At 66.8% G+C, this 14,373-nt stretch carries 10 protein-coding genes; 7 read left to right on the top strand and 3 right to left on the bottom strand.

Annotated elements, in window-relative coordinates; translation table 11 throughout:
- The 3 genes from KH616_RS11830 to KH616_RS11820 all read right to left on the bottom strand — a co-directional run.
- Positions 1 to 606 (bottom strand): NAD(P)H-binding protein (locus KH616_RS11830; RefSeq protein WP_292244306.1); only part of this gene is annotated, 606 nt, incomplete at its 3' end.
- Positions 607 to 744: 138 nt separating this feature from the next.
- Complete coding sequence (locus KH616_RS11825) at positions 745 to 1,200, bottom strand: Rrf2 family transcriptional regulator (protein WP_292244305.1); 456 nt, start codon at positions 1,198 to 1,200, stop codon at positions 745 to 747.
- Positions 1,201 to 1,294: 94 nt separating this feature from the next.
- Positions 1,295 to 1,723 carry a hypothetical protein gene (locus KH616_RS11820; protein WP_292244304.1) on the bottom strand — a complete coding sequence of 143 codons (429 nt, stop codon included), beginning with the start codon at positions 1,721 to 1,723 and terminating at the stop codon, positions 1,295 to 1,297.
- Positions 1,724 to 1,908: 185 nt separating this feature from the next.
- On the opposite strand from KH616_RS11820, the gene KH616_RS11815 reads away from it, so the two are divergent.
- The 7 genes from KH616_RS11815 to KH616_RS11785 form a co-directional block, all read left to right on the top strand.
- Entirely contained in the window at positions 1,909 to 2,223 is a 315-nt protein-coding gene (locus KH616_RS11815) for a hypothetical protein (RefSeq protein WP_292244303.1), read from the top strand.
- Between the two features lie 240 nt (positions 2,224 to 2,463).
- A complete protein-coding gene (locus KH616_RS11810; protein ID WP_292244302.1) occupies positions 2,464 to 3,657 on the top strand; it encodes an ammonium transporter in 1,194 nt (397 codons plus the stop codon).
- A 169-nt stretch (positions 3,658 to 3,826) separates the two neighbouring features.
- A complete protein-coding gene (locus tag KH616_RS11805) occupies positions 3,827 to 5,782 on the top strand; it encodes an alkaline phosphatase PhoX (protein ID WP_292244301.1) in 1,956 nt (651 codons plus the stop codon).
- 551 nt (positions 5,783 to 6,333) lie between these two features.
- Entirely contained in the window at positions 6,334 to 7,158 is an 825-nt protein-coding gene (locus KH616_RS11800; protein ID WP_292244300.1) for an IclR family transcriptional regulator, read from the top strand.
- A gap of 213 nt (positions 7,159 to 7,371) precedes the next feature.
- Positions 7,372 to 8,691: an MdtA/MuxA family multidrug efflux RND transporter periplasmic adaptor subunit gene (locus tag KH616_RS11795; RefSeq protein ID WP_292244299.1), complete on the top strand. Its 1,320-nt coding sequence runs from the start codon at positions 7,372 to 7,374 to the stop codon at positions 8,689 to 8,691.
- A 15-nt stretch (positions 8,692 to 8,706) separates the two neighbouring features.
- Complete coding sequence (locus KH616_RS11790) at positions 8,707 to 11,820, top strand: MdtB/MuxB family multidrug efflux RND transporter permease subunit (RefSeq protein ID WP_292244298.1); 3,114 nt, start codon at positions 8,707 to 8,709, stop codon at positions 11,818 to 11,820.
- A partial coding sequence (locus KH616_RS11785; RefSeq protein ID WP_292244297.1) for an efflux RND transporter permease subunit occupies positions 11,821 to 14,373 on the top strand: 2,553 nt, incomplete at its 3' end.

Below are 14,373 nucleotides of genomic sequence, written 5' to 3'. Positions count from 1 at the left end.
GTCCTGCTCGATCGCGTCGACGAACGCCACCGCGTAGTCTTCCGCCGAGATCCTGCTGTCGCCGTTCGCGTCCACGATGAGCTTGTCGATGCCGGTGCGGAACTTGCCGGTACGCTCGCCGGGCGCGATCAGCGCGGCCGGCGCGAAGAACGTCCAGTCGAGATCGTCGACGGTGCGCAGGTAATCGAGCGCTTCGCGATGAGCGAGCGCGACGGCCTTGTACGCTTCCGGAAAGCCCGCGGTATCGACGAGCTGCGTGCCCGGCGCGACCTCCAGCGAACCCGCGCCGCCCACCACCACGAGGCGTTTCAGGCCTGCCTGGCGCGCGCCCGCGACGAGCGCCTTCGCAGCGGTGACGACTTTCCCCGCATCGTCCTGCTTGGGACCGTAAGCGCTCGCGACGACATCCTGTCCCGCCAGCGCGGCCGCGACACTGGCCGGATCGAACAGGTCGGCGGTCTTCTCGACGATGCCGTCGGTGCCGGCGACGGGATGGCGCGACAGTGCGGTCACATGATGACCGCGACGTGCCGCCTCCGCCGCAATGCGCGAGCCGATCATCCCGGTGGCGCCGAACAGCGCGATGTTCAAGTTGCGTTGCGTCATATCGATTCTCCGGAAGAAAAATATGTAACTTTTTTAATTACATATAGGATCGAAAAAAATGGGGCTTCACACCCCGTTCCACCGGCCGGCGATCCGCATGCGCGCCGATCCGGCGTCCTGCCCTGCTGTCGGCCGCCGTCACCGACCGGCGGCGGCTTCCTGTTGCCTGAGTTGCTCGGAATTCAGCACGTCAGCCGTGACGTCGGCCAGCGTGCGCGTCGCGAGCGACGCCTCCATCGCCCGCTGCGCGTCACCGATGTAACCCGTCAGCACGCCCTGGATATGCCGCCCCACGAGACACGCCGGATTCGGCGCCTCCCGATGCAGCGCGAACAGCTGCGCGTCGTCGACCGCGCGGTACACGTCGAGCAGCGTCATGCTGTCCGGCTCACGCACGAGCAACGCGCCGCCGCCCGCACCGAGTTGCGATGTCGTCAACCCGGCCGCCGACAGCATCGACAGCAGCCGGCGAATCAATGCCGGATTCGTATTGACGCTGCCGGCGATGATGTCGGACGACAGCGGCACGCCTTTCTGCATCGACAGCAAGGCAAGCACGTGGACGGCAAACGCGAACCGGCTGCTGGTATTCATTCCTTACTCACTCGGCGCCGCCGGTCCGGGCACGGCTGCCGGCGACAATTTGCAACCATGATAGTTACATTTAACGGGCCATGCAAGCGCCGGGTCAGCGGCTGCTGGCCGATGAAGGCTCGTTGCTCGGCCGGCCCCATCGCTCGAGCTTGCGCCCGGCGTCCGCGAGCTTCGCGCCGGCTTCGGACGCGGCCTCGCCGATCACCGCGGAAGCCGCGGCGTCGATCTGCGCCTGCGCGGCGGCAACGACGCCGCTCGCGGTCAGCGGCGGCACGGCCGACGCCGCTGACGCGACACCCGCCTTCGCAACGCTGACCTGCTGATTGACGAAGCTCGCGACCTGGTCGAGCTGCTGCGTTGCCTGCTTCGCGACATGCGCGGCCGCACTTGCAGCCGTGTCGGGCTGCATCGCCTGCGCATCGTGCTGGTTGCATCCGGCCAGCATCACCGCGCATGCGGCGGCCGCGGCCAGCGAGCCGATGCGCACGCCGCACGCCGGTATTTTCGTCACGTTCATCTGCATTCTCCCTCCGCACAACACGCGGACTTTCGATTGGACTGACGACGATGATACCGCCGATACCGCCCGCGCCCCGCTGCATGCCGCGCGATAGCCGACTTCAGTTTCAGATTCGTCTGATTCAACAATGCGCACGGCCGCTCTACAGTGGGCCGCTCTGTCCACGAGTCACTGCCCGACCGCCGCCCATGAGTTTTCTTGTCAACTGGTTCATTGCCCTCGCCATCCTGCTGGCCGCGACGCTGTTCCTGTGCCTGCGCGCGCACAAGACCGGCCGCGAGCGCCGGATCGCCTCCGCGCGCCTGCTGGCACAGGCCATCGTGGGCTTCTGGACGGCAGCGCTGATCGTCGTGCGCGGCATCCTGCACGCCGATGCCGCCGACGCGACGCCGGCCGGCGTCGCCGCAATCGCGCTGGCCGCGCTCGGCCTCGCATCGGTCGCGGCATACTGGTCGGCACGCGCACTGCAACTGCGCCGCCCGCGCCCGCGGTTCGCCCGCTGACACGCCACGACGGTGCATCCCGATGCACCGCGCCTCACCCGTCACGCACCAGATCGGCACGCGCCGCACCATCCGCGTGCATCCGGACGCCGAATCGCCTCTTCACCGTGGAAAACGGATCGTCAACGTGCGCCGGACATCCCGCGACAGCACGCCTCGCACCAAACCCAGGCAGACATTCACCGAGTTGGCTCGATTTTTGCATTCCACGCGCATCTTTTGATGCAAGGAAACCCTGGAATGGATGGTTTGAAATCCGGCGTCGATACGCTGTTTCTATTGATCGGCGCCGTCATGGTGCTCGCGATGCACGCGGGCTTCGCGTTTCTCGAACTCGGCACGGTGCGCCGGAAGAACCAGGTCAATGCGCTCGTCAAGATCCTGGTCGACTTCTCGGTATCGACCATCGCGTATTTCTTCATCGGCTATATGATTGCGTACGGCGTCGAATTCTTCGACGACATCGGCACGCTGTCCCAGCACAGCGGCTACGCGCTGGTGCGCTTCTTCTTCCTGCTGACGTTTGCCGCGGCGATTCCGGCGATCATCTCCGGCGGCATCGCCGAGCGCGCGAAATTTCATCCGCAACTGGTCGCGACGCTGATCCTCGTCGGCTTCATCTATCCGTTCGTCGAAGGCATCGCGTGGAACGAACGCTTCGGCGTCCAAGCATGGCTCACGCACGCGTTCGGCGCGCCGTTCCACGACTTCGCCGGGTCGGTCGTCGTGCACGCGTTCGGCGGCTGGGTCGCGCTGCCCGCCGTGCTGCTGCTCGGCGCACGGCATGGCCGCTACGGCAACGACGGCCGCATCGCCGCGCATCCGCCGTCGAACATCCCGTTCCTCGCGCTCGGCGCGTGGGTGCTGGCGGTCGGCTGGTTCGGCTTCAACGTGATGAGCGCGCAAACGCTCGACAAGATCAGCGGCCTCGTCGCCGTCAACTCGCTGATGGCGATGGTCGGCGGCACGCTCGCCGCCTGGCTCGCCGGACGCAACGATCCGGGCTTTACCTACAACGGCCCGCTCGCGGGGCTCGTCGCGGTCTGCGCGGGCTCCGACGTGATGCACCCGATCGGCGCCCTAGTGACGGGCGCGGCAGACGGCGCGCTGTTTGTCGCGATGTTCACGTGCGTGCAGAACAAGTGGCGCATCGACGACGTGCTCGGCGTCTGGCCGCTGCATGGCATGTGCGGCGCGCTCGGCGGGCTCGCCGCCGGCGTGTTCGGGCTGCCCGCGCTCGGCGGCCTCGGCGGCGTCTCCTTCATGTCGCAACTGCTCGGCACGCTCGGCGGCATCGCGATCGCACTCGTCGGCGGCACGGCCGTCTACGGCGTGCTGAAGGCGACCGTCGGCCTGCGCCTCGACCGTGAATCGGAATTCGACGGCGCCGATCTGTCGATCCACCGGATCTCGGCGACACCCGAGCGCGATTGACCCGCCGGGCCGTCCGTCGTTCCGGCCGGTCAATCCATACAACATCAATTCAAAAAACTTTCATCGAGCGCCCATAAACTTCCGTCCAGTTTTCAATTCGCCTTCGCCTCGTTTGCCATCCGCGCACGACGCGAGGGCGATTTCCCACTCCACCGAAACTGGACACCCCATGCCCGCGTTGCCCAATGCTTCTCGTCGCCAGGCACTGAAGATTCTCGCCGGCGCACCGATGCTCCCGCTTTCCGGCCTTGCCCTGCCCGCGATCCTGACCGGCTGCGGCGGCAGCGACAGCGTCGCCGCGACGCCCGCCGCCACGTTCACCGCAGCGACGTTCTCGGCAATTGCCGCGCCCACGCTCGACAACGCTGCCGCGATGGCCACCACGACGGTCGGCTCGACGCTGTCGGTGTCCTTCTCCGACGGCACGGCGCGCCAATTCAAGCTCGCGTACCGTCCGTTCTTCGTGACGGGAGACTGGGTGCCCGACGGCAAAGGCGGCACGATCCTCGCGGGCGGTTATTACGACATCGCCAACCAGCCGATCATCGACCGTTCGGTCGCGGGCAAAGCGCGCCAGTTCTATTCGGACTGCCCGGACGGCAGCTCGCTGCTTACGCTGAAGAATGCAAGCGTCGCAGGCGTCAAGGGCAACACGGTGTTCGCGGTCGTGCAGTTCGAATACACGACACGCGACCAGGCGAACGCGTCGCAATATGGCCAGTTGCCGTCGCCGATCGCGGTGCTGACGCTCGACCAGGATCCGGCGACGGGTGCGCTCAAGCTCGTGAAATACCACAACGTCGATACCTCGAAGGCGCACGGCCTGTGGATCACCTGCGGCGCAAGCCTGTCGCCGTGGGGCACGCACCTGTCGAGCGAGGAATACGAACCGGACGCGACGAAGGCCGCGACCGACGCGCAGTTCAAGGCATTCAGCCGGAACACGTTCGGCGACGAAACGACGGCGAACCCGTACCACTACGGTCACCTGCCCGAAATCACCGTCAACCCGGACGGCACCGGCACGGTGAAGAAGCACTATTGCCTGGGCCGCATCTCGCACGAGCTGATCCAGGTGCTGCCGGACCAGCGCACCGTGATGATGGGCGACGACGCGACCAATGGCGGCCTTTTCATGTTCGTCGCGGACAAGCCGGCCGACCTGTCGGCGGGCACGCTCTACGTCGCGAAATGGACGCAGACGTCATCGTCCGGCGCCGGTTCCGCGACGCTGACGTGGATCAGGATCGGCTATGCGACGAGCGACGAGATCGAGGCGCTCGCGAACACGCTGAAGGCGTCGGACATCATGGATCTCGTGACGACCGATCCGGCCGATGCGAGCTTCACGAAGATCCACTTCGGCGGCAAGTTCAACTGGATCCGCGTGAAGCCGGGCATGGAAAAAGCGGCCGCGTTCCTCGAAACGCACCGCTATGCGGCGCTGATCGGCGGCAGCATGGCGTTCACGAAGCTCGAAGGCACGACCGTGAACGCGAAGGACAAGATCGTCTATACGGCGATGTCGCGGATCGAGACGTCGATGGTCAAGGGCAATGCGGTGTCGCGCGATGTCGCGCTCGACAGGAAAATCGCGTCCGGCGCCGTCTATGCGCTGAACCTGAAGGGCGGCCAGCGCGACACGTCGGGCGCCGCGATCGACAGCGACTGGGTGCCGGTCGACATGCGCGCACCGGACGCGCTGGTGGGCGAGGACCTCGCCGCGGCGGACGCACTCGGCAACCTCGCGAACCCCGACCGGATCGCCAACCCGGACAACCTGAAATTCTCGGAAACGCTGCGCACGCTGTTCATCGGCGAGGATTCGGGGATGCACGTGAACAACTTTCTGTGGGCATACAACGTCGACACCCATTCGCTGGCGCGCGTGCTGTCCTGCCCGGCCGGCGCGGAATCGACGGGCCTGCATGCGGTCGACGAGATCCATGGCTGGACCTACGTGATGAGCAACTTCCAGCACGCGGGCGACTGGGAATCGCCGCTGCACGACAAGGTCAAGGCGACCCTCGATCCGCTCGTGCGCGCGAACTACAAGGATCGCTTCGGCGCAAGCGTCGGCTACCTGACAGCCGAACCGACGACCATCAGGCTCGCGAAGGCCTGACCGCCGATGGCGGCAGGCCCGCCCGATCCCCTCCGACACGCCGGCCCCGGGCCGTCTGCCGCGCGACGCCCTTCTCAGGGCGTCGCGTTTTTTCTGGGTTCTTCACGTTCGTCGGCGAAGCACGCTGTTTACATGCGACAGGCGGCCGGGATCACGCGCCGGGGGCAGACAAAGGGCGGCGATAATACGCGGCGAACGGAACGGACAAAAAAAAGCGCCACGGATACCGTGGCGCTAAAAAAGTTCTAGCCATTCCGAGGGCCGTGCTAGAACCTGAGAGACTGCATGAAACAACGTTACCGGCTAAACTCCGAAACGATGTTTCGAAAACGTGAGACATTTTTTCCGTTTCCGATTGGCAAGTCAAGCGGTATTTGCGCGAATCGAAAGGGTTTACATCATTGAAAGCTCAGTGTTTTCCTAATAAACCAAGGGTGAACCCGTAAAGTCGCATGTAATGAACAAATTCCATCGATAACACGCATTCCTGTCAATCATCATACAATATCAACAAAATTGAAATCGAGTTTCGGAAAAGAAGAGAGCTGATCGTGTCGACCATCGTGCCCCCCTCCGCACCCCGCGACCGCGAGTCGTCTCCCGATGAGGTCACCGCGCTGGCGCGCGGGCTCGCGGTCCTGCGGCGCATCGCCGCCGCCGATGCCCCGGTGAGCAACCGCGAGCTGACCGAGCTGACCGGGATCCCGAAGCCAACGGTGTCGCGGATTACCGCCACACTCGTCAGCGCCGGATTCCTGTTCCAGCTGCCGGACAGCGAACGCTTCGTGCTCACCGCGTCGGTGCTCGAACTGAGTCACGGCTTCCTGCGCAACTTCGACATCCGCGCACGCTCGCGGCCGTTCATGATCGCGCTGGCCGAGCGCACGTCGCTGTCCGTGCACCTCGCGGTGCGCGACCGGCTCGACATGGTCGCGATCGACGTCGTCCGGCCGCGCTCGGCGGTGCTCGTCACGCGTCTCGAAATCGGCTCGCGGATGGACATCGCCCGCACCGCGGTGGGCCGCGCCTATCTCGCCGCACTCGAGGAGGACGAGCGCAAAAAATTGATCGGCGCGCTGCAGGCCGCCGCCGGCGACGAGTGGCCGTATATCTGCGCACGACTCTACCCGGCGCTCGACGAAGCCGAGCGCACCGGCCACTCGATCGCGATCGGCGAATGGCACGACGGGCTGAACGCCGTCGCCGCGGGTTTCGTCGGGCCGTCCGGCCAGCGCTACTCGGTCAATTGCGGCGGCGCGTCCCAACAGTGCCCGCCCGAATGGCTCGTCGACCATGTCGTGCCGGCGCTGCAGGAATGCATCGTGAAGATCACCCGCGAGATCGGCGGCACGCCCGCGCCGCGCCACAGCGCCTGACGCCCCGTCCTGTTGCATCCGTAACCCGCGGAAAGATAGCGCGCTGGACTGTAACGGGGACGGGCCGTAGCATCATGCCCATCGTCGCATCGTGCCAGCGGTGCGCGCCGCTCTTTTCCCGCGCGGCTCGGAGACCGGGCCGGTCTTCCCGATGCCGCATGCACATGCGCAGGCCGCCTCACGGCACGCCGCGCCGTCATCCAGACACGACTGATGGACAACCAGCACAAGCCCACGCCTGACACGCAGCACCCTGCATCCCCCTCGCCTGCCGCGCCGCGACCACGCCGCAAGGTTCTGCTCGGTACGATCGCGCTCGCCGTGGCGGGCGGACTGCTGTGGTGGCATCCGTGGAGCGGCACGGCATCGGGGCAGTCCGGCGCGAGCGCCGGCGGCGGCCACCACGGCCGCAGCGGCCGCGGCGGCCCCGCCGCGATGGCCAACCTGCCGCAGCCGGTGCAGGTCGCGGCCGCGGTGCGCGGCGACATGCCGGTCGTGCTGTCCGCGCTCGGCACGGTGACGCCGCTCGCGAACGTGACCGTCAGGACGCAGCTGTCCGGCTATCTGCAATCGGTCGCGTTCCGCGAAGGCCAGCTCGTCAAAAAAGGCGACGTGCTCGCGCAGATCGATCCGCGTCCGTACCAGAACACGCTGGCGAATGCCGAGGGCGCCCTCACGCGCGACCAGGCGCTGCTCGCCAATGCGCATCTCGACCTGAAACGCTACCAGACGCTGCTCGAACAGGATTCGATCGCACGGCAGACCTACGACACGCAGGCATCGCTCGTCAGGCAGTACGAAGGAACGGTGAAGACCGACCAGGCGGCGATCGACTCGGCCAAGCTGAATCTCGCCTACGCACGCATCACCGCACCGGTGTCGGGGCGCGTCGGCTTGCGCCAGGTCGACGCCGGCAACTATGTCACGCCGTCCGACACGAACGGCCTCGTCGTCATCACGCAGATCCAGCCGATCAGCGTGATCTTCACGACGTCCGAAGACAACCTGCCGCAGATCCTCAAGCAGGTCAACGCAGGCCGGCAGTTGTCGGTCACCGCGTACAACCGCAACAACACGGTGTCGCTCGAGACCGGCGCGCTCGAGACGCTCGACAACCAGATCGACACGTCGACCGGCACGGTCAAGCTGCGCGCGACCTTCGCGAACAAGGACGGGCTGCTGTTCCCGAATCAGTTCGTCAACGCGCGGCTGCTCGTCGACACCCTTCACGACGCGACGATCGTGCCCACCGCCGCGGTGCTGACAGGCTCGCTCGGACAGTACGTCTACATCGTGAAACCGGACAACACGGTGACCGTGCGCAAGGTCAGGACGGGCCCGGTCGACGGCGAGCGCACCAGTATCGCCGAGGGCATCGCGGTCGGCGAGCGCGTCGTCACGGACGGCTCGGACCGCCTGCGCGAAGGCGCGAAAGTCACGATCCCGGCCGAGAAGGCACAAGGTCCGGCCGGTGCCAAGGGCGGACACCACGGCCGCCACCAGGCGGGCGCGTCGCACACGCCGGCACAGTAACGCGCGGGATCGTCGATGAATCCGTCCCGCGTCTTCATTCTCCGGCCGGTCGGCACCGCCCTCCTGATGGCGGCGATCATGCTGGCCGGCCTCGTCGCGCTGCGCTTCCTGCCGCTCGCCGCACTGCCCCAGGTCGACTACCCGACCATCCAGGTGCAGACCTTCTATCCCGGCGCCAGCCCCGAAGTCATGACCTCCTCGGTGACGGCCCCGCTCGAACGGCAGTTCGGGCAGATGCCGTCGCTGAACCAGATGTCGTCGCAAAGCTCGGCGGGCTCGTCGGTGATCACGCTGCAGTTCGCGCTCGATCTGCCGCTCGATGTCGCCGAGCAGGAAGTGCAGGCCGCGATCAACGCGGCGGGCAACCTGCTGCCGTCCGACCTGCCCGCGCCGCCGATCTACGCGAAGGTCAACCCGGCCGACGCGCCGGTGCTGACGCTCGCCGTCACGTCGAAAACGCTGCCGCTCACGCAGGTGCAGGATCTGGCCGATACGCGGCTCGCGATGAAGATTTCCCAGGTCGCGGGCGTCGGTCTCGTCAGCCTGTCGGGCGGCAACCGCCCGGCCGTGCGGATCCAGGCGAACCCGACCGCGCTCGCGCAGTACGGCATGAACCTCGACGACCTGCGCACGACGATCTCGAACCTGAACGTCAACACGCCGAAGGGCAACTTCGACGGCCCGACGCGCGCGTACACGATCAACGCGAACGACCAGCTGACGAGCGCCGACCAGTACCAGAGCGCCGTGGTCGCGTACAAGAACGGCCGGCCGGTCATGCTCACCGACGTCGCGAAGATCGTCGCCGGGTCGGAGAACACCCGGCTCGGCGCGTGGGTCGACGCGTCGCCCGCGATCATCCTCAACGTGCAGCGCCAGCCGGGCGCAAACGTGATCCAGACCGTCGACAGCATCAAGGCGCTGCTGCCGAAACTGCAGGAATCGCTGCCGGCCGCGCTCGACGTGCGCGTCGTCACCGACCGCACGACGATGATCCGCGCGGCGGTGCACGACGTGCAGTTTGAGCTGGTGCTCGCGGTCGCGCTCGTCGTGCTGGTGATGTATCTGTTCCTCGCGAACGTCTACGCGACGATCATCCCGAGCCTGTCGGTGCCGTTGTCGCTGATCGGCACGCTCGCGGTGATGTATCTCGCGGGCTTCTCGCTGAACAACCTGTCGCTGATGGCATTGACGATCGCGACCGGCTTCGTCGTCGACGACGCGATCGTGATGATCGAGAACATCGCGCGCTACGTCGAGGAGGGCGATTCGGCGCTCGAAGCCGCGCTGAAGGGCTCGAAGCAGATCGGCTTCACGATCATCTCGCTGACGGTCTCGCTGATCGCGGTGCTGATCCCGCTGCTCTTCATGGGCGACGTGGTCGGCCGCCTGTTCCACGAATTCGCGATCACGCTCGCGGTGACGATCGTGATCTCGGCGGTCGTGTCGCTCACGCTCGTGCCGATGATGTGCGCGAAGCTGCTGCGCCACTCGCCGCCGCCGGAAAGCCACCGCTTCGAGGCGCGCGTGCACCAGGCCATCGACTGGGTGATCGCCCGCTACGCCGTCGCGCTCGAATGGGTGCTGAACCGGCAGCGCGCGACACTGGTGGTCGCGGTGCTGACGCTCGTGCTGACGGGCGTGCTGTACGTGATGATCCCGAAGGGCTTCTTCCCGTCGCAGGACACCGGCGTGCTCCAGGCGATCACGCAGGCGCCGCAGTCGATCTCCTACGGCGCGATGGCCGAACGCCAGCAGCGGCTGGCGACAGAGATCCTGAAGGATCCGAACGTCGAAAGCCTGACCTCGTTCATCGGCGTCGACGGCACCAACATCACGCTCAACAGCGGCCGGATGCTGATCAACCTGAAAGCGCGCGACGCGCGCAACAGGACCGCGGCCGAGATCATCCGCGATCTGCAGCAGCGCGTATCGCACGTGCCCGGCATCTCGCTCTACATGCAGCCGGTGCAGGATCTGACGATCGACTCGACGGTCAGCCCGACGCAGTACCAGTTCATGCTGACGAGCCCGAACAACGACGAATTCGAGACCTGGGTGCCGAAGCTCGTGTCGCGGCTCAGGCAGGAACCGTCGCTCGCCGATGTCGCGACCGACCTGCAGCATGGCGGCCAGTCGGTCTACGTCGAGATCGACCGCGCGAGCGCCGCGCGCTTCGGCATCACGCCCGCGACCGTCGACAACGCGCTGTACGACGCGTTCGGCCAGCGCATCGTGTCGACGATCTTCACACAGTCGAACCAGTACCGCGTGATCCTCGAATCCGAGCCGCAGATGCAGCACTACACGCAGTCGCTGAACGACATCTACCTGCCGTCCGCGGGCGGCGGACAGGTGCAGCTGGCGTCGATCGCGACGTTCCACGAACGGCCGTCGCCGCTGCTCGTGTCGCACGTCTCGCAGTTCCCGTCGACGACGATCTCGTTCAACCTCGCGCCGGGCGCGTCGCTCGGCGAGGCCGTCAAGGCGATCGACGCGGCCGAGCGTGACATCGCCCTGCCCGCGTCGTTCCAGACGCGCTACCAGGGCGCGGCGCTCGCGTTCCAGGCGTCGCTGTCGAACCAGCTGTTCCTGATCCTCGCGGCGATCGTCACGATGTACATCGTGCTCGGCGTGCTGTACGAGAGCTACATCCATCCGATCACGATCCTGTCGACGCTGCCGTCGGCGGGCGTCGGCGCGCTGCTCGCACTGATGATCACCGGGCACGACCTCGACATCATCGGCATCATCGGCATCGTGCTGCTGATCGGCATCGTGAAGAAGAACGCGATCATGATGATCGACTTCGCGCTCGAGGCGGAACGCGTCGAAGGCAAGCCGCCGCGCGAGGCGATCTATCAGGCGTGCCTGCTGCGCTTCCGGCCGATCCTGATGACGACGCTCGCCGCGCTGCTCGGCGCGGTGCCGCTGATCGTCGGCTCCGGCGCGGGTTCCGAGCTGCGCCAGCCGCTCGGTATCGCGATCGCCGGCGGCCTGATCGTGTCGCAGGTGCTGACGCTGTTTACGACGCCCGTGATCTACCTCGGCTTCGACGCGCTCGCCCGCCGCGTGCGCGGCTGGTTCGAGCGTTCCGGCCGCGCCGCCGGCCCGCACACGGAAGCGTAAATGAACCTGTCGCGCCCCTTCATCACCCGCCCCGTCGCGACCACGCTGCTCGCGCTCGGCGTCGCGCTCGCGGGCCTGTTCGCGTTCATCAGGCTGCCGGTGTCGCCGCTGCCGCAGGTCGACTTCCCGACGATTTCAGTGCAGGCGTCGCTGCCCGGCGCCAGCCCGGAGACGGTCGCGACCAGCGTGACGAGCCCGCTCGAGCGGCACCTCGGCTCGATCGCCGACGTCAGCGAAATGACGTCGACCAGCACGGTCGGCAATTCGCGGATCATCCTGCAGTTCGGGCTGAACCGCGATATCGACGGCGCCGCGCGCGACGTGCAGGCGGCGATCAACGCCGCGCGCGCGGACCTGCCCGCCGCGCTGAAGAGCAACCCGACGTACCGCAAGGTCAATCCGGCCGACTCGCCGATCATGGTCGTGTCGCTGACGTCGGACACCGCGTCGCCGGCCCGGCTGTACGACGCGGCATCGACCGTGCTGCAGCAGTCGCTGTCGCAGATTCAGGGCATCGGCCAGGTATCCGTCAGCGGTTCGGCGAACCCGGCGGTGCGCGTCGAGCTGGAGCCGCAGGCGCTGTTCCATTACGGGATCGGGCTCGAGGACGTGCGTGCGGCGCTCGCCTCGGCGAACGCGAACAGCCCGAAGGGTTCGATCGAGTTCGGTCCGCAGCGCTTCCAGCTCTATACGAACGACCAGGCATCGCAGGCGTCGCAGTATCGCGACCTCGTCGTCGCCTACCGCAACGGTGCCGCGGTGCGGCTGTCCGATTTGTCCGAGGTCGTCGATTCGGTCGAGGACCTGCGCAACCTCGGCCTCGCGAACGGCAAGCGCGCGGTGCTCGTGATCCTCTATCGCTCGCCCGGCGCGAACATCATCGAGACGATCGACCGCGTGCGCGCGGCGCTGCCGCAACTCACCGCGGCGCTGCCGGCCGATATCGCGGTGACGCCGGTGCTCGACCGCTCGACCACGATCCGCGCGTCGCTGCGGGACACCGAGCACACGCTGCTGATCGCGGTCGGCCTCGTCGTGATGGTCGTGTTCCTGTTCCTGCGCAACTGGCGCGCGACCCTGATTCCGAGCGTCGCAGTGCCGATCTCGATCGTCGGCACGTTCGGCGCGATGTACCTGCTCGGCTTCTCGATCGACAACCTGTCGCTGATGGCGCTGATCGTCGCGACCGGCTTTGTCGTCGACGACGCGATCGTCGTGCTCGAAAACATCGCGCGCCATATCGAGAACGGCACGCCGCGGCTGCAGGCTGCCTTCGACGGCGCACGCGAGGTCGGCTTCACGGTGCTGTCGATGAGCCTGTCGCTCGTCGCGGTGTTCCTGCCGATCCTGCTGATGGGCGGCATCGTCGGGCGGCTGTTCCGCGAATTCGCGCTGACGCTGTCGCTCGCGATCGCGGTGTCGCTCGCCGTGTCGCTGACCGTCACGCCGATGATGTGCGCGCGCCTGCTGCCGGAAACGCACGGCACGCGCGGCGAAGGCCGCCTCGCACGCTGGCTCGAACGCTGCTTCGCGTCGATGCAGCACGGCTACGCGCGGTCGCTGTCGTGGGCGCTGCGCCATCCGCGGCTGATCCTGCTGACCCTCGTCGCGACGATCGGGCTGAACGTCTATCTGTATGTCGTCGTGCCGAAAGGCTTCTTCCCGCAGCAGGACACGGGGCTGATGATCGGCGGCATCCAGGCCGACCAGAGCACCTCGTTCCAGGCCATGAAGCTGAAATTCGCCGAGATGATGCGCATCGTGCAGGCGAACCCGAACGTGAAGAGCGTCGCCGGCTTCACGGGCGGCGCGCAGACCAACTCGGGCTTCATGTTCGTCTCGCTGAAGGACCGCTCGGAGCGCGCGCTGTCGGCTGACCAGGTGATCCAGCAGCTGCGCCGGCCGCTCGCCGACGTCGCGGGCGCGCGCACCTTCCTGCAGGCCGCGCAGGACATCCGTGTCGGCGGCCGGCAGAGCAATGCGCAGTACCAGTTCACGCTGCTCGGCGATTCCAGCGCGGAGCTGTACAAGTGGGCGCCGCTGCTGACCGACGCGCTGCAAAAGCGCGCCGAGCTGACCGACGTGAACTCCGACCAGCAGCAAGGCGGCCTCGAGGCGATGGTGACGATCGACCGCGCGACCGCCGCGCGGCTCGGCATCAAGCCGGCGCAGATCGACAACACGCTGTACGACGCATTCGGCCAGCGGCAGGTGTCGACGATCTACAACCCGCTGAACCAGTACCACGTCGTGATGGAAGTCGCGCCGAAGTACTGGCAGAGCCCCGACATGCTGAACCAGGTCTGGATCAGCACCTCGGGCGGCAGCGCAAACGGAACCCAGACGACCAACGCGGCCGCGGGCACCTACGTGGCGACGAAGGCCGGCGTGTCGACGGCCGGCACCGCGACGCAGAGCGCCGCGGCAATCGCGACCGATTCGGCGCGCAACCAGGCGCTCAATTCCATCGCGTCGAGCGGCAAGTCGAGCGCGTCGTCGGGCGCGGCCGTGTCGACATCGAAAGCGACGATGGTGCCGCTGTCGGCGATCGCG

It is taken from the genome of Burkholderia sp., from assembly GCF_018375725.1.
Classification (GTDB): Bacteria; Pseudomonadota; Gammaproteobacteria; order Burkholderiales; family Burkholderiaceae; genus Burkholderia.
Note: the sequence above shows the minus strand (reverse complement) of the source record. Positions and strands in the feature narration are given on the sequence as shown.

Bases quoted from the DNA above. Each gene is read 5' to 3' on its own strand.
- KH616_RS11805 (WP_292244301.1), top strand. From the start codon at position 3,827: ATGCCCGCGTTGCCCAATGCTTCTCGTCGCCAGGCACTGAAGATTCTC.
- KH616_RS11795 (WP_292244299.1), top strand. From the start codon at position 7,372: ATGGACAACCAGCACAAGCCCACGCCTGACACGCAGCACCCTGCATCC.
- KH616_RS11820 (WP_292244304.1), bottom strand. From the start codon at position 1,723: ATGCAGATGAACGTGACGAAAATACCGGCGTGCGGCGTGCGCATCGGC.
- KH616_RS11810 (WP_292244302.1), top strand. From the start codon at position 2,464: ATGGATGGTTTGAAATCCGGCGTCGATACGCTGTTTCTATTGATCGGC.
- KH616_RS11825 (WP_292244305.1), bottom strand. From the start codon at position 1,200: ATGAATACCAGCAGCCGGTTCGCGTTTGCCGTCCACGTGCTTGCCTTG.
- KH616_RS11790 (WP_292244298.1), top strand. From the start codon at position 8,707: ATGAATCCGTCCCGCGTCTTCATTCTCCGGCCGGTCGGCACCGCCCTC.
- KH616_RS11815 (WP_292244303.1), top strand. From the start codon at position 1,909: ATGAGTTTTCTTGTCAACTGGTTCATTGCCCTCGCCATCCTGCTGGCC.